The following is an 18,985-nucleotide window of genomic DNA, read 5'->3' as shown; positions in this document are numbered from 1 at the left end:
CCGGCCGTTCCGCCGTTCCGTCATGTTCCGGCCCGCGGAGCCGGGAAGTGCCGAGCCGGGAAGTGAGGAGTACCGGGATTCGGAGAAGTATCAACTGCGGCCCTGTGGACGGGAGTCCGCACCCCGTAACGGAAAGAATCTCGCCCCGCTGATCATCGTCCTCGACCGGGCCCGCCGCCGCCCTCTCGCCCTTCGGCAACTGCGGCGGCCGCATTTCCACGACACCGGCAGCGAGGTGATCCTCGCCCATTCCCCATGCACGGGCCGTGTGGACGCACCCCCGATACCGTCCTGACCGTGGTGAACCTTGATCCACACCACACCCAGGAGGCCACGTTCTCGTTGGACATGCCGGAACTCGGCCTCGGCCGGGACGATTCCTTCCCGGTGCGCGACGAGCTCACCGGCGACACCTACCACTGGGGCAGGGACAACTATGTACGGCTCGATCCGGGCCAGTCGCCCGCGCCCGCGCACGTACCGTCCCTGCGACCGTCCTCACCGATCGGAGGGTCACCCAATTGATCGTCAACGAGCCCGTGCATGACACGTTCGAGGACACTCCGGAAAAGGACCGCGATCCGGACTGGTTCAAACGCGCCGTCTTCTACGAGGTCCTGGTCCGCTCCTTCCAGGACAGCAACGGAGACGGCGTCGGCGACCTCAAGGGCCTCACCTCGCGGCTCGATTATCTGCAATGGCTGGGCGTGGACTGCCTCTGGCTCCCGCCCTTCTTCAAGTCCCCCCTGCGGGACGGCGGTTACGACGTCGCCGACTACACCGCGGTCCTCGACGAATTCGGGGACCTCGCCGATTTCGTGGAATTCGTCGACGCCGCCCATCAGCGCGGGATGCGGGTCATCATCGACATGGTGATGAACCACACCAGCGACCAGCACCCGTGGTTCCAGTCCTCCCGCACCGACCCCGAAGGGCCGTACGGCGACTACTACGTCTGGGCGGACGACGACAAGCAGTACGCCGACGCCCGGATCATCTTCGTCGACACCGAGACGTCCAACTGGACCTTCGACCCGGTGCGCAAGCAGTACTACTGGCACCGCTTCTTCTCCCACCAGCCGGACCTCAACTACGAGAACCCGCAGGTCCAGGAGGAGATGATCTCCGCGCTGCGGTTCTGGCTCGACCTGGGCATCGACGGCTTCCGGCTGGACGCGGTGCCGTACCTCTACGCCGAGGAGGGCACCAACTGCGAGAACCTGCCGCGCTCGCACGCCTTCCTGCGGCGGGTCCGCGCCGAGATCGACGCGCACTACCCGGACACCGTGCTGCTGGCGGAGGCCAATCAGTGGCCCGAGGACGTCGTCGACTACTTCGGTGACTACGCGAGCGGCGGCGACGAATGCCACATGGCGTTCCACTTCCCCGTCATGCCGCGCATCTTCATGGCGGTGCGCCGCGAATCGCGCCATCCGGTATCGGAAATCCTCGCCAAGACCCCGGCGATTCCGTCCGGCTGCCAATGGGGCATCTTCCTGCGGAACCACGACGAGCTGACCCTCGAAATGGTCACCGACGAAGAGCGCGACTACATGTACGCGGAGTACGCCAAGGACCCGCGTATGCGAGCCAATATCGGTATCCGCCGCCGCCTCGCCCCGCTCCTCGACAACGACCGCAACCAGATCGAACTCTTCACCGCCCTGCTCCTCTCCCTGCCGGGCTCACCGATTCTCTATTACGGCGACGAGATCGGCATGGGGGACAACATCTGGCTCGGCGACCGCGACGCGGTGCGCACCCCGATGCAGTGGACCCCGGACCGCAATGCCGGATTCTCCTCCTGTGACCCCGGGCGGCTCACCCTGCCGACCATCATGGACCCGGTCCACGGATATCAGGTCACCAATGTCGAGGCGGCGATGAGTTCCCCGTCCTCCCTGCTGCACTGGACCCGCCGGATGATCGAGATCCGTAAACAGAATCCGGCATTCGGGCTCGGCAGTTACACCGAACTCCCCTCCAGCAACCCGGCGGTCCTCGCCTTTTTGCGGGCCGCACCGGGCGAGGGCGGCGCGGACGACGATCTCGTCCTGTGCGTCCACAATTTCTCCCGCTTCGCCCAGCCGACCGAGCTGGATCTGACGGAATTCGACGGCCGCCGTCCGGTGGAACTGATCGGCGGTGTGCATTTCCCGCCGATCGGCCGGCAGCCGTATCCGCTGACGCTGGCGAGCCACGGCTTCTACTGGTTCCGCCTGCGCCGCAACGCGCCCTGACCGGGGCCCCGCCGCGCCCGACCGGCGGCGGGCCACCACGCCGCCCGCCGCCCGCCACCCGTCTTTCGCGGACCGTCCTCCGCCCGTACGCCCTCCGCCGCGTACGGGCGGAGCCGCGTACGGGGGCACCTGCGGGCGCGGGCTCCGTCGCCCGGCGCGAGGCAAGGGGCGGCCGCGGCGCCGCCCCTCCCGCCGGCTCCGCTCCCCTCAGAGCCGCTCGGCACAGGGCCCGAGCGCGGCCCGCAGCCCGGCGACCGAGGCGCGCCACTGCGGCCCGGAGTCCGACTCGTCCCACAGCTCGGCCAGTTCGGAATCGGGGGCGAGCACCCGGTCCAGGGCGCGCACGGCCAGGCCGGTCAGCTCGGGCGGCGGCTGCGGTATGACACAGCGCGGCGAGGACACCGCCGCGCCGCCGCACCCGACGGGCCCGGACGCGCCGGCCGTCCCCGCACCGGCCGGGCCCTCACCGCCCGGCTCCGCACCGGACTCCACTCCGCCCGCCCCGCCCGGCCGGGCCGCCGCCAGCAGGGCGGCCGCGGCCACCGCCGTCTCGCCCTCCGGCGCGTCCAGATACCAGCGCTCCTCGACGGCGTCGGCCAGCGCCGTGCGCACCGCGAAGAGGCGGCGGTCCTCCGGCAGCGCGCCCAGTCGCACCATGAGGTCCGCCGCGGCGTCGCCACCGAACGGACCCGTCCCCCATGTGCCCATGCCCCGCTCCTCGTTCGCCGGCGGCCGGTCCACCACCGGCCGCTGTCATCCCGTCCCCTGCATGGTGCCGCACACCACTGACAACGGGCGCCCGGCGACGGCGGGCAGCGGCCGACGGAGCAGCGTTTGCGCAGGTGGGGCGCGGAAAGCGGAAAGGGCGGGCACCCGGAGGTGCCCGCCCTTTCGGCGGTCGGAGGCGGCGCGGACGCCCCGGAGGGGGCCGCCGTCGCGCGCGGGGGTCAGACCCCGGCGGGCTCCTTCGCCCCGTCCGCCCGCGGCGCGTCGCCGGCCGGTGCGGGGGCGCCGTGGTCGTCGCTCAGCGTCGCCTCGTCGAACGGCACCCGGCCGGCGAGGACCTCGCCCACCCGGGTCTTGTCGATCTCCTTCGTCCAGGTGCCGATGAGGACCGTGGCGACGGCGTTGCCGGCGAAGTTGGTCAGCGCCCGCGCCTCGCTCATGAAGCGGTCGATGCCGACGATCAGGCCGACGCCGTCGACCAGTTCGGGGCGGTGCGACTGGAGGCCGCCGGCGAGGGTGGCCAGGCCCGCGCCGGTGACGCCGGCGGCGCCCTTCGACGCGATGATCATGAAGACCAGGAGGGAGATCTGCTGGCCCAGGGCGAGCGGCTGCCCCATCGCCTCGGCGACGAACAGGGCGGACATCGTCAGGTAGATGGCGGTGCCGTCGAGGTTGAAGCTGTAGCCGGTCGGGACGGTGATGCCGACCACGGGCTTGCTGACGCCCAGGTGCTCCATCTTGGCGATCAGCCGCGGCAGCGCCGACTCCGAGGAGGAGGTCGACAGGATCAGCAGGAACTCCCGCGCCAGGTACTTCAGCAGCAGGAAGATGTTCACCCCGGCGAAGAGCCGCAGCAGCGTACCCAGGACGACGATCACGAAGAGCAGGCACGTGATGTAGAAGCCGACCATGATGACGGCGAGGGACTTCAGCGCGTCCACGCCGGTCTCGCCGACCACCGCGGCGATGGCGCCGAAGGCACCGACCGGCGCCACCCACATGATCATCGACAGCACGCGGAAGACCAGCTTCTGCAGATGCCCGACGCCGCGCAGCACCGGCTCGCCCGCCTTGCCGAGCGACTGGAGCCCGAAGCCGACCAGCAGCGCGACCAGCAGCGTCTGGAGCACCTCGCCCCCGGTGAAGGCGGAGACCAGCGTCGTCGGGATCATGCCGAGCAGGAAGTCGGCGGTGGACTCGCCGCCGCCCTCGGTCTGCGCCTGGCCCGCGTGGCGGACCGTCTCGGTCAGGTGCAGGCCCGAGCCGGGCTCCAGGATGTTGCCGACGACCAGACCGATGGCGAGGGCGACGGTGGACATCACCATGAAGTAGCCGAGGGCGAGCCCGCCGACCGCGCCGACCTTGGCCGCCTTGCGGACCGATCCGACCCCCAGCACGATCGTGCAGAAGATGACCGGCGAGATCATCATCTTGATGAGGTTCACGAACCCGGTGCCGAGCGGCTTCAGTTCGACGGCGACGCCGGGCGCGACGAAGCCCACGGCGATGCCGAGCAGCACCGCGGCGATCACGGCGATGTAGAGGAAATGCGTCCGGTCCCGCTTCTTCGGCGCGCTCTCCTCGGTGGTACCGCCGGACGGCGGCGTCTTTGCAGCCACGGCTGCCTCCTCGCTCTACGGTTGCGCGCGGATCTGCGGCTCGGGCGCAACGAGTCCCGGAGACTATGCACCTGGCCTGTGGCGTGCGTCACCCTTACGTGCATTTCGTTCATATAAAAGTGACCGGGCAGACTGTTTGCATGCACCTTGCCCTTCCGCGGACGCCGTTGCGTCTGCGACGTCCCCGCAGCCTGGCCGGACAGCTCTTCGCGATGCAGGTCCTGCTGGTCACCGTGGTCGTCGCAGGCTGTGCGGTCTTCGCGTACGCAAGCGCCGGGCGGCAGGCGAAGGAGACCGCGCGGCGGCAGACGACGGCGGTGACGACGGCGGTCGCCGACTCGCCCGCGGTGGTCGCCGCCGTCCGCGGCGCCGATCCCACGGCGGCGCTCCAGCCGTACACCGAGCGGCTGCGGCGCGATGCGGGCGTCGACTTCGTCGTCGTCATGGCGCCGGACGGCACCCGCTGGACGCACCCCGAGCCGGACGCGATCGGCCGGACCTACCTCGGACACACCGGGCGGGCGCTGCGCGGCGAGACGTTCGAGGAGACCCATCTGGGCGTGCTGGGGCCGTCGGTGCGGGTCATCGCGCCGGTCCGCGACCGGGCGCACGGCAACCGCGTCGTCGCGCTGGTCAGCTCCGGCATCACCATCGCCACCATCAGCGAGCAGCTGCGCCGTCAGGTGCTGGCGCTGCTCGGGGTGGCCGCGGCGGCGCTGGTGCTGGGCGGGGCCGGGACGTACGTCATCAACGCCCGGCTGCGGCGCCACACCCACGGGATGAACGCCGCCGAGCTGAGCCGGATGCACGACTACCACCAGGCGGCGCTGCACGCGGTACGGGAGGGGCTGCTGATGCTCGACGGGCGGCGGCGGGTGTCGCTGATCAACGACGGCGCCCGGGAACTGCTCGGGGTGTCCGGTGACGCGGTCGGCCGCCCGGTGGCGGAGCTGGGGCTGCCCGCGCCGCTGGCGAAGGCGCTGACCGCGCCCGGTCCGCTCCGCGACGAACTGCAGCTGACCGATGAGCGGGTGCTGGTGGTCAACTCCGCGCCGGTCTCCGGCGGGGAGCACCGCGGCAGCGTCATCACCCTGCGCGACCACACCGAACTCCAGGCGCTCTCCGGCGAGTTGGACTCGGTACGCGGGTTCACCGAGGCGCTGCGGTCGCAGGCGCACGAGGCCGCCAACCGGCTGCACACGGTGGTGTCGCTGATCGAACTGGGCCGCGCCGACGAGGCGGTGGAGTTCGCCACCGCCGAGCTGGAGCTGGCGCAGGCGCTGACCGATCAGGTCGTCGGCGCGGTCGCCGAACCGGTTCTCGCCGCCCTGCTGCTGGGCAAGGCGGCGCAGGCCAACGAGCACGGCGCGGAGCTGGTGCTGACCGCCGACAGCCGGATCGACGACGGGCTGCTGCCGCCCGCGCTGCCCGCCCGCGATCTGGTGACGGTGCTGGGCAACCTCATCGACAACGCCCTGGACGCGGCGGCACCGGACGCCACCTCGGGCGCCGCGCCCCCGGAAACCGGCGATCCGGCCGATCCGCCGAAGGTCACCGTCACCGCCCGCTCCGACGGCGGCGAACTGCTGCTGTGCGTGGCGGACAACGGCCCCGGCGTGCCCGAGGAGAGCGCGGCGGAGATCTTCCGGCGCGGCTGGAGCAGCAAGCAGCCGGCGGCGGGCGCCCCGGGACGCGGCCGGGGCCTGGGCCTGGCCCTCGTCCAGCAGGCGGTCCGGCGCAACGGCGGCACCCTCGCGCTGGACCGCGCACCGGACGGCGGCGCACGCTTCACGGTCCGGCTGCCGCTGCGGGAGAAGGACGGAGGCACCGCATGACGACCGTCCCCGACATCAGCGTCCTCGTCGTCGAGGACGATCCGGTGGCCGCCGCCGCGCACACGCTGTACGTGGGGCGGGTGCCCGGTTTCACGGTCTCGGGCACCGTGCACTCGGGCGCGGACGCCCGCCGCCATCTCGACCACCACGCCGTCGACCTGCTGCTGCTCGACCTCTATCTGCCGGACGGGCACGGGCTCCAGCTGATGCGGACGCTGCGCGGCGCCGGGCACGGTGCGGACGTCATCGCGGTCACCTCGGCGCGCGATCTGGCGATGGTGCGCGAGGGCGTGTCGCTGGGCGTGGTGCAGTACCTGCTCAAGCCGTTCACCTTCGCGACGCTGCGCGACCGGCTCCAGCGGTACGCCGCGTTCCGCTGCACCGCGGGCGAGGCCAGCGGGCAGGACGAGGTGGACCGCGCCATCGCCGCGCTGCGCAATCCGCGCCCGGCGGCGCTGCCCAAGGGACTGACCTCCGCCACGCTGCGCGCGGTCACCGACGCGCTGCGCGGCGCCCCCGGCGGGCTCTCCGCCACCGAGGCGGGCACCGGCGTCGGCATCTCCCGGATCACCGCCCGCCGCTATCTGGAGTACCTGGTGGACACGGGCCGGGCGGCCCGCGCCCCGCAGTACGGTCAGGTGGGACGGCCGGAGCTGCGCTACCGCTGGTCGGAGCACTAGCCCGGCGGCGCGGGCGGACGGGCCGGGAGCGCGCTGCCCGGAAGGCCTGCCGCCAAGGGCACAGGACCTCAACTCCCGTGCCCTTACGGGGCGGTGGAACGCCCGGTACCTGACCGGCGTCGCTCCACGGGCTGACCGGGCATCCCCCTTGAGAGGGACGGCGGGCCCGGTGTCGGACTTCAGACCGGTGCCGCTTTCGGTCCCCTGGGGCGACGCCCCGGGCGGGGTCCGCGGCCGAGGATGGGAGCACATTCGCCCGTCCCGTTCCCAGGAGTTCCCGTGTCCCACGCGGCTGCCGTCCCCGCCCCCACCCTCGCGACGCCCGGTGTCGCCGCCCGCGCGGCGGGCCTCGGCAAGGTCTACGGCGAGGGCGAGACGAGGGTGGTGGCGCTGGACTCGGTCTCCGTCGACTTCGCCGCCGGCCAGTTCACCGCGATCATGGGGCCGTCCGGCTCCGGCAAGTCGACGCTGATGCACTGCATGGCGGGGCTCGACACCATCTCGTCCGGCTCGGTCCGCATCGGCGACGTGGAGCTGGCGGCGCTCGGCGAGAAGAAGCTGACCCGGCTGCGCCGCGACAAGATCGGCTTCATCTTCCAGGCGTTCAACCTGCTGCCGACGCTGACCGCCGCCGAGAACATCACGCTCCCGCTGGACATCGCGGGCCGTAAGCCCGATGCGGCGTGGATGAACGCGGTCATCGAGACGGTGGGCCTCTCCGGGCGCCTCGCCCACCGCCCGAGCCAGCTCTCCGGCGGGCAGCAGCAGCGCGTGGCGGTGGCCCGGGCGCTGGTCGCCCGGCCGGAGATCATCTTCGCGGACGAGCCGACCGGCAACCTCGACTCCCGCTCCGGCGCCGAGGTCCTGGGCTTCCTGCGGGAGTCGGTGCGCGCCATGGGCCAGACCGTCGTGATGGTCACCCACGACCCGGTCGCCGCGGCCTACGCCGACCGCGTCGTCTTCCTCGCCGACGGCCGCCTCGTCGAGGAGCTGCACCGGCCCACCGCGGACACGGTGCTGGACCGGATGCGGCGCTTCGACGGCCGCGGCCGCACCCAGTGACCCCGGCCCCGCGCCGCACCGCCCCGCCACCCCATCCGCGCCCCAGGCCCCAGGACTGACACCCCATGCTGCGAACAGCCGTGCGCAACCTCTTCGCGCACAAAGCCCGGCTGATGATGACCGTGCTCGCGGTCCTCCTCGGCGTCGCCTTCGTCTCCGGCACCCTCGTCTTCAGCGACACCGTCGGCAACGCCCTCAAGAACGCCTCCGCCAAGAACCTCGACGACGTCGCCGTCTCCGTCGTGGCGGAGCCGGGGCCCCCGAAGCCCGACGGGCTGCGCACCACCACCCTCACCGACAAGGTGGCCGAGCGGGTCCGCGCGGTGCCCGGCGTCCGGACCGTACGGGCCGACATCGACGGCGACGCGGTCCTCGCCGCCAAGGACGGCAAGCCGGTCGGCGACGCCTGGCAGAACCGCGCCGCCAACTACCAGCCCGGCCCGGACGGCAAGGACAGCCGCTACCCGCTGGTCGCGGGCCGCGGTCCGGCCGGCGCGGGCGAGCTGGCGATGGCCGAGGCCACCGCGCGCAAGGCCGGCTACCGCATCGGCGACACCGTGCGGTTCGCCACCAACGGCCCGGTGCTGACGAAGAAGCTGGTCGGCCTGGTCGCCACGGACGACCCGAAGGTGACCGCGGGCGGTTCGCTGGTGCTGCTCGACACCGCCACCGCGCAGCGGCTCTACCTCCACCCCGGCCAGTACGACGAGCTGGTCGTGGCGTCGGCGCCCGGCACCGACGAGGCGGCGCTGACCCGCGAGATCCGGGCGGCCGTGCCCGGCGAGGGGGCGCAGGTCACCAGCGGCACCGCGCTCGCCGAGGAGCAGAGCCGGATGCTCGCCGACCAGAACACGGCGCTGACCTCCACGCTGCTGACCTTCGCCGGGATCGCGCTGTTCGTCGGCGTCTTCATCATCGCCAACACCTTCACCATGCTGATCTCCCAGCGCCGCCGCGAGATCGCCCTGCTCCGCGCGGTCGGCGCCTCGCGCCGTCAGGTGGTGCGCTCGGTGCTCGTCGAGGCGACGCTGCTGGGCGTGGTGGCCTCCGCCGTCGGGCTGGGCCTGGGCGTCGGCATCGCCCTGGGCATCCGCGCGGTGCTCAACGCCAACGACGCCGGGCTGCCGGACGGCCCGCTCGTCATCAGCCCCACCGCCGTCCTCGCCTCGCTGGCCACCGGCACCGTCGTGACGGTCCTGGCCGCGTGGCTGCCGTCCCGCCGGGCCGCGAAGATCGCGCCGGTGGAGGCGCTGAGCACCGTCGACACCCAGCCGGCGCCGCGCAGCCTGGTGGTCCGCAACGTCTTCGGCGCGGTCATCGGCGGCATCGGCGTGGCCGTGATGTTCTGGGCCTCGACGCTGAAGTCCACCGACGACCTGCCGATCGCGATGCTCGGCTCCGCGCTCACCATGATCGGCGTGATCGTGCTGGCGCCGCTCCTCTCCCGTCCGCTGGTCCTCCTCACCGGCGCGGTCACCGGCCGGCTCTTCGGCACGGTCGGCAAGATCGCCAAGGAGAACGCGCTGCGCAACCCGCGCCGGACCGCCGCGACCGGCTCGGCGCTGATGATCGGCCTCACCCTGATCACCGGCATGGCCGTCGTCGGCAACTCCGCGGAGTCCGCCATCGACCGGATGACCGCGACCCAGCTGACCGCCGAGTACCAGATCAGCACGTCCAACTTCTCCGGCCTGGACCCGAAGCTGTCCGCGAAGGCGGCGCAGGTCCCGGGCGTGACGGCGGTGGCGCCGATCCGCAACTCCAGCTTTCTCCTGGGCCACGAGGGGGTGACCTTCAACGGCACCGACCCCCGCACCATCGGCAAGGTCACCGCGCTCAAGGTGACCGAGGGCTCGCTCGGCGCGGTGCACGGTGAGGCCATCGCACTGTCGAGGACCACCGCCGACAAGGCGGGCCTGACCGCCGGCCGGACCGTCGAGGTCGACCTCCCCGACCAGAAGAAGCACCGGCTGACGATCGCCGCGGTCTACGAGGACAACCAGATCGCCGGCGACTCCCTCGCCGACCTGCCGCTGGTCGCCACCGACGACCCGGTGTTCGTCAAGGACGACGCGCTGCTGGTCAAGACCGCGCACGGCACCTCCGAGGCGACGGCCGCGAAGCTGCGTGCCGCCTTCGGCGACAACCCGCTGGTCAAGGTACAGAACCACGAGGAGATGCGCCGGGAGACCGCGGGCCCGATCGGGATGATGGTCAACATGGTCTACGGGCTGCTGGGCATGGCCGTGATCATCGCGGTGGTCGGCGTGATCAACACCCTGGCGATGTCGGTCTTCGAGCGGACCCGCGAGATCGGGATGCTGCGCGCCATCGGCCTGGCGCGGGCCGGGATCAAGCAGATGGTCCGGCTGGAGTCGGTCGTCATCTCGCTCTTCGGCGCGGTGCTCGGCATCGGCGTGGGCCTGTTCCTCTCCTGGGCCGGCGGCTCGATGCTCTCCTCGTCCTGGAGCCTGTACGAGACGCAGCTGCCCTGGGGCCGGCTGGCGCTGTTCGTGGCGATCGCGCTGGCGGTGGGCCTGCTGGCCGCCGCCTGGCCGGCCCGCCGCGCGGCGAAGCTGAACATGCTGGAGGCCATCGGCTCCCAGTGACCGCATGCAACGCGGCGGCGCGCCTTCCCGGCCGGGGAAGGCGCGCCGCCGTTCGTATACGCAGGAGCCGCAGGTCAGAAGACCGACTCGGCCTCCCGCATCCGGTCGGCCGGCACCCGCTTCAGCTCGGTGACGGCATCGGCGAGCGGCACCATCGTCACCTCGGTGCCGCGCAGCGCCGTCATCTTCCCGAACTCCCCGCGGTGCGCCGCCTCGACGGCGTGCCAGCCGAAGCGGGTGGCGAGGACGCGGTCGTAGGCGGTGGGGGTGCCACCGCGCTGGACGTGGCCGAGGATGACCGGCCGGGCCTCCTTGCCCAGGCGCCGCTCCAGCTCGACGGCGAGGGCGTTGCCGATGCCGGAGAACCGCTCGTGGCCGTACTGGTCGATGGCGCCCTTCTTGTAGTCCATCGTGCCGGGCGCCGGGTGGGCGCCCTCGGCGACGCAGATCACCGCGAACTTCTTGCCGCGCGAGAACCGCTCCTCGACCATCCGGACCAGGTCGTTCACATCGAATTCGCGCTCCGGCAGGCAGATGCCGTGGGCGCCGCCGGCCATCCCGGACTCCAGGGCGATCCAGCCGGCGTGGCGCCCCATGACCTCGACGACCATCACCCGCTGATGCGATTCGGCGGTGGTCTTGAGGCGGTCGATGGCCTCGGTGGCGACGCCGACGGCGGTGTCGAAGCCGAAGGTGCGGTCGGTGGCGGAGATGTCGTTGTCGATCGTCTTGGGCACGCCGACGACCGGCAGTCCGGCGTCCGACAGCATCCGGGCGGCGGTCAGGGTGCCCTCGCCGCCGATCGGGATGAGGACGTCGATGCCGTGCTCGCGGGAGAAGTCCTTGGCGTTCTCGCACGCCTCGCGCAGCCGGGCCCGCTCCAGGCGGGCGGAGCCGAGGATGGTGCCGCCGCGGGCGAGGATGCCGCTGACGGCGTCCAGGTCGAGCTTGCGGTAGCGCCCGTCGAGCAGCCCCTTGAAACCGTCCTCGAAGCCGATGACCTCGTCGTCGTGGCCGGTCAGGGCGCGGTGGACGACGGACCTGATCACAGCGTTCAGCCCGGGGCAGTCGCCGCCTGCGGTGAGGACTCCGATACGCATCGTGCTGTGTCTCCTGTGCTCGCTGTCCAACGCGCGTCCGGTCCGATTCTTCCACGGGGCACCCGGAGCCGCCCTCACCCGCCCGGCGCCCCGGCCCTCTCCCGGCCCGCTCCCCCGGGGGAAGTCGGCCGCGCGGCCCGTCCGGCGCCGCGGGTATGGTCAAGAGGGCGAGCCCGCCATAACGGCTGTTTCCGACCCTACTCTGACTGCCCCGGCTGATCTTGACGACAACGGATGGACGGAGAGCACGCGTGACACGCAGCGTGTACGTGACCGGTACCGACCGCGGCGACGGCCGTCAGGTCGTCGAGCTGGGAGTGATGGAGCTCCTGACCCGCCACGTCGACCGGGTGGGCGTCTTCCGCCCGCTGGTCCACGACGGACCGGACCGCCTCTTCGACCTGCTGCGGGCCCGCTACCGCCTCAGCCAGCCCGCCGAGTCCGTCTTCGGCCTCGGCTACGACGAGGCCGCCGCCCTCCAGGCCGAGCACGGCACCGACGAGCTGGTCTCCCGGCTGGTCGAGCGGTTCCACGCGGTGGCCAGGGAGTACGAGTACGTCCTGGTCCTCGGCTCGGACTACGCGGCCACCAACCTGCCGGACGACCTGAGCCTCAACGCCCGCCTCGCCAACGAGTTCGGCGCCGCGGTCATCCCGGTGGTCGGCGGCCAGGGCCAGGACGCCGAGTCGGTGCGCGCGGAGGCGCGGAACGCCTACCGCGCCTACGATGCGCTCGGCTGCGACGTCGTCGCCCTCGTCGTCAACCGCGTCGATCCGGGGCAGCTGAAGGCCGTCGCCGAGCGGCTGGCGGCGCGGCTGCCGGTGCCGTGCTACGCCCTGCCGGAGGACGGCGCGCTCTCCGCGCCGACCGTCGGGCAGCTGGTGCACAGCCTGGGCGCCGAGGTGCTGCTGGGCGACGACTCCGGGCTCGCCCGCGACGCCCGCGACTTCGTCTTCGGCGGCGCGATGCTGCCGACGTTCCTGGGGGCGCTGACGCCGGGCTGCCTGGTGGTGACGCCCGGGGACCGCGCCGACCTCGTCATCGGCTCGCTCGCCGCCCACAGCGCGGGCGCCCCGCCGATCGCCGGGGTGCTGCTCACGCTGGACGAGCGGCCCGGCCCGGACATCATGGCGCTGGCGGACCGGCTGGCGCCCGGCACCCCGGTCATCTCGGTGCCCGGCGGCTCCTTCCCGACGGCCGCGGAGCTGTTCGCCGTCGAGGGCAAGCTCAACGCCGCGGCGCCGCGCAAGGCGGAGACCGCGCTCGGCCTGTTCGAACGGCATGTGGACACCGCCGAGCTGACGAATCGTATCTCCGTGGCCCGCTCCGGCCGGGTCACGCCGATGATGTTCGAACACGAGCTGATCGAGCGCTCCCGCTCCGGGCGGCGCCGGGTGGTGCTGCCCGAGGGCGGCGAGGAGCGGGTGCTGCGCGCCGCCGACGTCCTGCTGCGCCGCGACGTCTGCGCGCTGACGCTGCTCGGCGAGGAGGAGGCGATCCGCAAGCGCGCCGCCGACCTCGCCATCGATCTGGCCGACGCCCAGATCATCGACCCGCAGTCGTCGCCGCTGCGCGAGCGCTTCGCCGAGCGGTACGCGGAGCTGCGCGCCCACAAGGGCGTCGGCTACGAGCTGGCGTACGACGTCGTCGCGGACGTCTCGTACTTCGGCACCCTGATGGTGCAGGAGGGCCTGGCCGACGGCATGGTCTCCGGCGCGGTGCACTCCACGGCGGCGACGATCCGCCCCGCCTTCGAGATCATCAAGACCAAGCCGGATGCGCAGATCGTCTCGTCCGTCTTCTTCATGTGCCTGGCCGACCGGGTCCTGGTCTACGGCGACTGCGCGGTCAACCCGGATCCGGACGCCGAGCAGCTCGCCGACATCGCCATCCAGTCGGCGGCCACCGCCGCGCAGTTCGGGGTGGAGCCGCGGATCGCGATGCTGTCGTACTCCACCGGCACCTCCGGCTCCGGCGCCGACGTCGACAAGGTCCGCCGCGCCACCGAACTGGTCCGCAAGCTCCGCCCGGATCTGCTGGTGGAGGGCCCGATCCAGTACGACGCGGCGGTCGACGCCTCCGTGGCGCGCACCAAGCTGCCCGGCTCCGAGGTCGCCGGCCGCGCGACGGTGCTGATCTTCCCGGACCTCAATACCGGCAACAACACCTACAAGGCGGTGCAGCGCTCGGCGGGCGCCATCGCCGTCGGACCGGTCCTCCAGGGGCTGCGCAAGCCGGTCAACGACCTCTCGCGCGGCGCGCTGGTGCAGGACATCGTCAACACCGTCGCCATCACCGCGATCCAGGCGCAGGGCGCCCCGCCCGGCGCCGGCGCCGTCTGACCCGCGCCCGCCCGTCCGCAACCACCGGAAAGCGCTCCATGACTGCCAACGCCACCCGCGTCCTCGTCCTCAACTCCGGCTCCTCGTCGCTCAAGTACCAGCTGCTCGACATGGCGCAGACGCGCCGGCTGGCCGTCGGGCTCGTCGAGCGGATCGGTGAGGAGACCTCGCGGCTGGTGCACACCCCGCTGGCCACCGGCGGCGAACGGCGGGTGCACGAGGGGCCGATGGCCGACCACGACGCGGCGCTCAAGGCCCTCGCCGCGGAACTGGCCGCCGACGGACTGGGCCTCGACTCCCCGCAACTGGCCGCGATCGGCCACCGGGTGGTCCACGGCGGCCTGAAGTTCACCGCGCCGACCGTCATCGACGAGGCGGTGCTCAAGGAGATCGAGCGGCTGGTGCCGGTCGCGCCGCTGCACAACCCGGCGAACATCACCGGCATCCGCACCGCGCAGGCGCTCCGCCCCGACCTGCCGCAGATAGCCGTCTTCGACACCGCGTTCCACACCACGATGCCGGAGCACGCGGCCCGCTACGCCATCGACGTGGCCACCGCCGACGCCCACCGCATCCGCCGCTACGGCTTCCACGGCACCTCGCACGCGTATGTCTCGCGCCGCACCGCCCAGCTGCTGGGCAAGGACCCGTCCGAGGTGAACGTCATCGTGCTGCACCTGGGCAACGGCGCCTCGGCGTCGGCGGTGGCGGGCGGCCGGTGCGTCGACACGTCGATGGGGCTGACGCCGCTGGAGGGCCTGGTGATGGGCACCCGCTCCGGCGACATCGACCCGGCGGTGACGTTCCATCTCAGGCGGGTCGCCGGGATGTCCACCGACGAGATCGACGAGCTGCTCAACAAGCGCAGCGGGCTGGTCGGGCTCTGCGGCGACAACGACATGCGGGAGATCCGCCGCCGCATCGACGAGGGCGACGAGGCCGCCGCCCTCGCCTTCGACATCTACGTCCACCGGCTGAAGAAGTACCTCGGCGCCTACACCGCGGTGCTCGGCCGGGTCGACGCGGTGGCGTTCACCGCCGGTGTCGGCGAGAACGCCGCCCCGGTGCGCGCCGCGGCGATGGCCGGTCTGGAGGGTCTGGGCATGGCCGTGGACGCCGACCGCAACGCCGTGCGGTCGAACGAACCGCGGCTGATCTCGCCCGAGGGCTCCCCCGTCGCGGTCGCCGTGGTCCCGACAGATGAGGAGCTGGAGATCGCCCAGCAGACATACGCGCTGGTCACCGCCTGATGCGCGCCCCGGCTCCGCGCCCGCCTTCGGGGGAATATTCCGCTCCGAAACAAAACCGATAGGATTCAGCCCATGCGCCGTTCGAAAATCGTCTGCACCCTGGGCCCCGCCGTCGACTCCTACGACCAGCTGAAGACGCTGATCGAGGCCGGTATGAACGTGGCCCGTTTCAACATGAGCCACGGAACCCACTCGGAGCACGAGGAGCGGTACCACCGCGTCCGCAAGGCGTCCGAGGAGACCGGCCGCGCGGTGGGCGTGCTGGCCGACCTCCAGGGTCCCAAGATCCGCCTGGAGACGTTCGCCGACGGCCCCGTGGAGCTGGTGCGCGGCGACGAGTTCGTCATCACCACCGAGGACGTCGCCGGCGACAAGCACATCTGCGGCACGACGTACAAGGGCCTGCCCGGTGACGTCTCCAAGGGCGACCCGGTCCTGATCAACGACGGCAACGTCGCGCTCCAGGTCGTCGACGTCGACGGCCCGCGGGTGCGCACCATCGTCATCGAGGGCGGCGTCATCTCCGACCACAAGGGCATCAACCTGCCCGGCGCGGCGGTCAACGTCCCCGCGCTGTCGGAGAAGGACATCGAGGACCTGAAGTTCGCGCTGGCGATGGGGTGCGACATGGTCGCGCTCTCCTTCGTCCGCGACGCCAAGGACGTCCAGGACGTGCACCGCGTGATGGACGAGGTCGGGCGCCGCGTCCCGGTCATCGCCAAGGTCGAGAAGCCGCAGGCGGTCGCCAACATGCAGGAGGTCGTGATGGCCTTCGACGCGGTGATGGTGGCCCGTGGTGACCTCGCGGTGGAGTACCCGCTGGAGAAGGTCCCGATGGTGCAGAAGCGCCTGGTGGAGATGTGCCGGCGGAACGCCAAGCCGGTGATCGTGGCGACCCAGATGATGGAGTCGATGATCACCAACTCCCGGCCGACCCGCGCCGAGGCCTCCGACGTCGCCAACGCGATCCTGGACGGCGCGGACGCGGTCATGCTCTCCGCGGAGTCGTCGGTCGGCGCGTACCCGATCGAGACCGTCAAGACGATGTCGAAGATCGTCGAGGCGGCCGAGGAGGAGCTGCTGTCGAAGGGCCTGCAGCCGCTGGTCCCGGGCAAGAAGCCGCGGACGCAGGGCGGTGCGGTGGCCCGCGCGGCGTGCGAGATGGCCGACTTCCTCAACGGCAAGGCGCTGGTGGCGTTCACCAAGTCCGGTGACACCGCCCGCCGCCTGTCCCGCTACCGCGCGGCCCAGCCGATCCTGGCCTTCACCACCGACCCGGCCACCCGCAACCAGCTCGCGCTGAGCTGGGGCGTGGAGACGTTCGTGGTGCCGCACGTCGACAACACCGACGCGATGGTCGACCTGGTCGACGCGGAGCTGCTCAAGCTCCAGCGGTACAACGAGGGCGACACCATGATCATCACGGCCGGTTCGCCCCCCGGCATCCCCGGCACCACCAACATGGTGCGCGTCCACCGGCTGGGCGGCGAGAGCTGATCCGGCGCCGGTGTAAGCAGAGCGGCGGTGGCCGCCCCCGTACGAAGGGGGCGGCCACCGCCGTTCTTGCGCCGGCTCAGCTGTTCTCGATGGTCTCGTGGAGCCCGGGGACGTGCAGGGTGCCGCCGAACTGTCCCGCCTGGTCGAGCTTCACCTTGGTGAAGAACGCGAACGGGACGTTGATGGGCGGCGGGTGCTCCGGGTCGAAGACGATCGGGATCAGCCCGAAGAGATTGCCCTGGAGCCGCTCGGTGTAGAGCGTGACCTGCCCGTCGCGGATGGTCGACGTGGAGCCCGGCGTGGACCGCACGTGGTACTTCAGCCCGTTCGGCCCGTCCACGATCTGGTGCAGATCGCCGATGTCGATACCGCCGGCGGTGAACTTCAGCGCCTGCTTGGTCCGCCCGCTCGGCGTCCGAAGGTTGACCACGCCCTTGTAGTCGAGGTCCTTCAGCGTCAGCGACGTGGCTTCCAGGTGCCAGGGGCCCTCCGGCACGGCGGCCGGCGGCTGTTCGTCCGTCCCCTGCGACTTCTTCTCGACGACGCACGGGAACGGCTTCTTCCCGTCCGCGTCCGGCGCACCGGGGTCGGCCGTCGGACCGGCGGTCGGACCGGCGGTGTCGTCCTTCCCGCCGGTGGCCTCGTCCGCCGGGTCCGGCGCCGGGTCCGTGGCCTTGTCGGCCGCGTCCCGTACGGGATCGGTGGACTTCTCCGGCGACGGATCCGGCTTCTTCGACGGCTCCGATGTCGCGGACGGACTCGGGCCCGGCGAGGCGGCGTCCTCGCCGCCCTGAGTGCCGGAGTCCTTCGCGCCGCCGGGCGTGAAGGCGTCCTCGATCTTCTTGCCCCAGCCCAGCGGGTCGTACCAGGGGTTTCCTTCGTCGTCCGTGGGGGACGGCGACGGGGTGGCGGACGGGGACGGCGCGGTGCCGCCGTCCTTGCCCCCGGACGCGGAGCCGGACGGCGACGGCGAGGCGTCGGGCGTCGGCGTGCCCGCGTCCGGCGCCTTCCCCTTCTCCCCGGCCTCGGCGTCCTCGGCGGCCTTCTTCTCCGCCGCCTTCTCCTTCGCGGCCTTCTCCTTGGCGGCCTTCTCCTTGGCCTGCGCCTCCTGCTCCTGCTGGTCCGGAGCGGTGACGCACGGGCCGTCCTTGAAGGGGCTCTTGGGCGCCGGCTTGGCCACCGCCAGCTGGGGCGTGAACCCCATGCCCATGAGCACGGCGGACGGCATCGCGGCGATGGCTATCGCCTTGCCCGCGGGCACATGGAACCGCGTCAGCAGCGGCTTCTTCGGTGCCGCGTGCCTCGGTCCGGATCTCGCCCCGGCGGCTGCGTTCTCGTGCAGCTCGTCACCCGGCACGGTGCCTCCCGTTCGTTCCGTTGGTCGGGCTCGTTCCTGACAGGTCGTCCAGTCCGTCGCCCGGGCCCGGAGCCGCGCCGGCCACCGCCGGCTGCCCGCCGACCGCCGCCGCGGTCCGTGCGCCCTGCGGCCCGTCGCCCGCCGTCGCCCGGCCCGGCGCCCAGGAGACGCCGAGCGCCCCGCCGAAGAGTCCCAGCAGGAAGCCGACGAGGAAGGCGCCGAAGTTCGAGACGACCAGCGAGACGAGGGAGAGCAGGATGGCCGCCACCCCCGCGAAGACCCGCGAGGCCGGCTGGAACCACAGGGTCAGACCGAGGACGACCAGCAGCACGCCGATGATCAGCGATCCGGCGCCGGCAGTGGTCGCCATGCGCACGGTCAGCGAACCGATCGTGAGATTGGCATAGGGGAAGTACATGATCGGCAAACCGGCCAGCAGGGTCAGGAGACCGGCCCAGAACGGGCGTTGCCCGCGCCACTGCCGGAACACGAGACGCTTCCGTCCGAGGTTCTCGTTCAGTCGTGGTCGCGTATCGGCGCTCATGCCATACCTTCGCTTCGCTCGGCCCCGCATCCACGCGGCGCGCACGGTGGTTCTGGGCTGGACTACGTGACTGCTGACGCCATCGCGGACAGGCGCGGGGTCACCACGGCGCGGCCACCGGCCC

The 18,985-nt window shown here is 72.1% G+C and carries 13 protein-coding genes and 1 pseudogene; 9 read left to right on the top strand and 5 right to left on the bottom strand.

Going from position 1 to position 18,985, the window contains the following annotated elements; genetic code table 11:
- Window positions 1-49: 49 nt before the first annotated feature.
- Both ABT345_RS11775 and treS read left to right on the top strand, forming a co-directional pair.
- Window positions 50-525 (top strand): annotated as a pseudogene (locus ABT345_RS11775) (alpha-1,4-glucan--maltose-1-phosphate maltosyltransferase); the annotation flags it as partial.
- A complete protein-coding gene (gene treS, locus ABT345_RS11770; protein WP_345086082.1) occupies window positions 522-2,240 on the top strand; it encodes a maltose alpha-D-glucosyltransferase in 1,719 nt (572 codons plus the stop codon). The pseudogene ABT345_RS11775 and the gene treS, both read left to right, overlap by 4 nt.
- Before the next feature lie 207 nt (window positions 2,241-2,447).
- Here the strand turns inward: treS and ABT345_RS11765 are convergent, their stop codons facing one another.
- Together ABT345_RS11765 and ABT345_RS11760 are read right to left on the bottom strand one after the other, a co-directional pair.
- Window positions 2,448-2,948: a DUF4259 domain-containing protein gene (locus ABT345_RS11765; RefSeq protein ID WP_345086084.1), complete on the bottom strand. Its 501-nt coding sequence runs from the start codon at window positions 2,946-2,948 to the stop codon at window positions 2,448-2,450.
- A 239-nt stretch (window positions 2,949-3,187) separates the two neighbouring features.
- Window positions 3,188-4,585, bottom strand: coding sequence for a cation:dicarboxylate symporter family transporter (locus ABT345_RS11760; RefSeq protein WP_345086086.1), 1,398 nt, complete (start codon window positions 4,583-4,585; stop codon window positions 3,188-3,190).
- Window positions 4,586-4,725: 140 nt separating this feature from the next.
- Here ABT345_RS11760 and ABT345_RS11755 point away from each other — a divergent pair, with 140 nt between their 5' ends.
- The 4 genes from ABT345_RS11755 (at window position 4,726) to ABT345_RS11740 (ending at window position 10,771) form a co-directional block, all read left to right on the top strand.
- Window positions 4,726-6,420: a sensor histidine kinase gene (locus ABT345_RS11755; RefSeq protein ID WP_345086088.1), complete on the top strand. Its 1,695-nt coding sequence runs from the start codon at window positions 4,726-4,728 to the stop codon at window positions 6,418-6,420.
- Window positions 6,417-7,100, top strand: a complete 684-nt coding sequence (locus ABT345_RS11750; protein ID WP_345086090.1) for a response regulator — start codon at window positions 6,417-6,419, stop codon at window positions 7,098-7,100. Before ABT345_RS11755 ends, ABT345_RS11750 begins: the two co-directional genes overlap by 4 nt.
- Before the next feature lie 279 nt (window positions 7,101-7,379).
- Window positions 7,380-8,162: an ABC transporter ATP-binding protein gene (locus ABT345_RS11745; RefSeq protein WP_345086092.1), complete on the top strand. Its 783-nt coding sequence runs from the start codon at window positions 7,380-7,382 to the stop codon at window positions 8,160-8,162.
- A gap of 65 nt (window positions 8,163-8,227) precedes the next feature.
- Window positions 8,228-10,771 (top strand): ABC transporter permease, encoded by a 2,544-nt coding sequence (locus ABT345_RS11740; protein WP_345086094.1) that lies wholly within the window; start codon window positions 8,228-8,230, stop codon window positions 10,769-10,771.
- Between the two features lie 74 nt (window positions 10,772-10,845).
- On the opposite strand, the gene ABT345_RS11735 is transcribed toward ABT345_RS11740, so the two are convergent.
- A complete protein-coding gene (locus ABT345_RS11735; protein WP_345086096.1) occupies window positions 10,846-11,871 on the bottom strand; it encodes an ATP-dependent 6-phosphofructokinase in 1,026 nt (341 codons plus the stop codon).
- Between the two features lie 251 nt (window positions 11,872-12,122).
- Here ABT345_RS11735 and pta point away from each other — a divergent pair, with 251 nt between their 5' ends.
- From pta to pyk, 3 genes are all read left to right on the top strand, one after another.
- Window positions 12,123-14,213: a phosphate acetyltransferase gene (gene pta, locus ABT345_RS11730; RefSeq protein WP_345086098.1), complete on the top strand. Its 2,091-nt coding sequence runs from the start codon at window positions 12,123-12,125 to the stop codon at window positions 14,211-14,213.
- A 38-nt stretch (window positions 14,214-14,251) separates the two neighbouring features.
- A complete protein-coding gene (locus ABT345_RS11725) occupies window positions 14,252-15,463 on the top strand; it encodes an acetate kinase (protein WP_345086100.1) in 1,212 nt (403 codons plus the stop codon).
- Between the two features lie 72 nt (window positions 15,464-15,535).
- The gene (pyk, locus tag ABT345_RS11720; protein ID WP_345086102.1) at window positions 15,536-16,960 is read left to right on the top strand and encodes a pyruvate kinase; all 1,425 of its coding nucleotides are present in this window, start codon (window positions 15,536-15,538) and stop codon (window positions 16,958-16,960) included.
- 76 nt (window positions 16,961-17,036) lie between these two features.
- On the opposite strand, the gene ABT345_RS11715 is transcribed toward pyk, so the two are convergent.
- Both ABT345_RS11715 and ABT345_RS11710 read right to left on the bottom strand, forming a co-directional pair.
- Window positions 17,037-18,317, bottom strand: coding sequence for a hypothetical protein (locus ABT345_RS11715; RefSeq protein WP_345086104.1), 1,281 nt, complete (start codon window positions 18,315-18,317; stop codon window positions 17,037-17,039).
- Window positions 18,307-18,861: a DUF6114 domain-containing protein gene (locus tag ABT345_RS11710; protein WP_345086106.1), complete on the bottom strand. Its 555-nt coding sequence runs from the start codon at window positions 18,859-18,861 to the stop codon at window positions 18,307-18,309. Before ABT345_RS11710 ends, ABT345_RS11715 begins: the two co-directional genes overlap by 11 nt.
- Window positions 18,862-18,985: the final 124 nt, after the last annotated feature.

The sequence above is a fragment of the Streptomyces sp. NPDC000404 genome (assembly GCF_040300365.1).
Classification (GTDB): domain Bacteria; phylum Actinomycetota; class Actinomycetes; order Streptomycetales; family Streptomycetaceae; genus Streptomyces; species Streptomyces ramulosus.
This window is presented reverse-complemented; position numbering and strand designations above follow the sequence as displayed.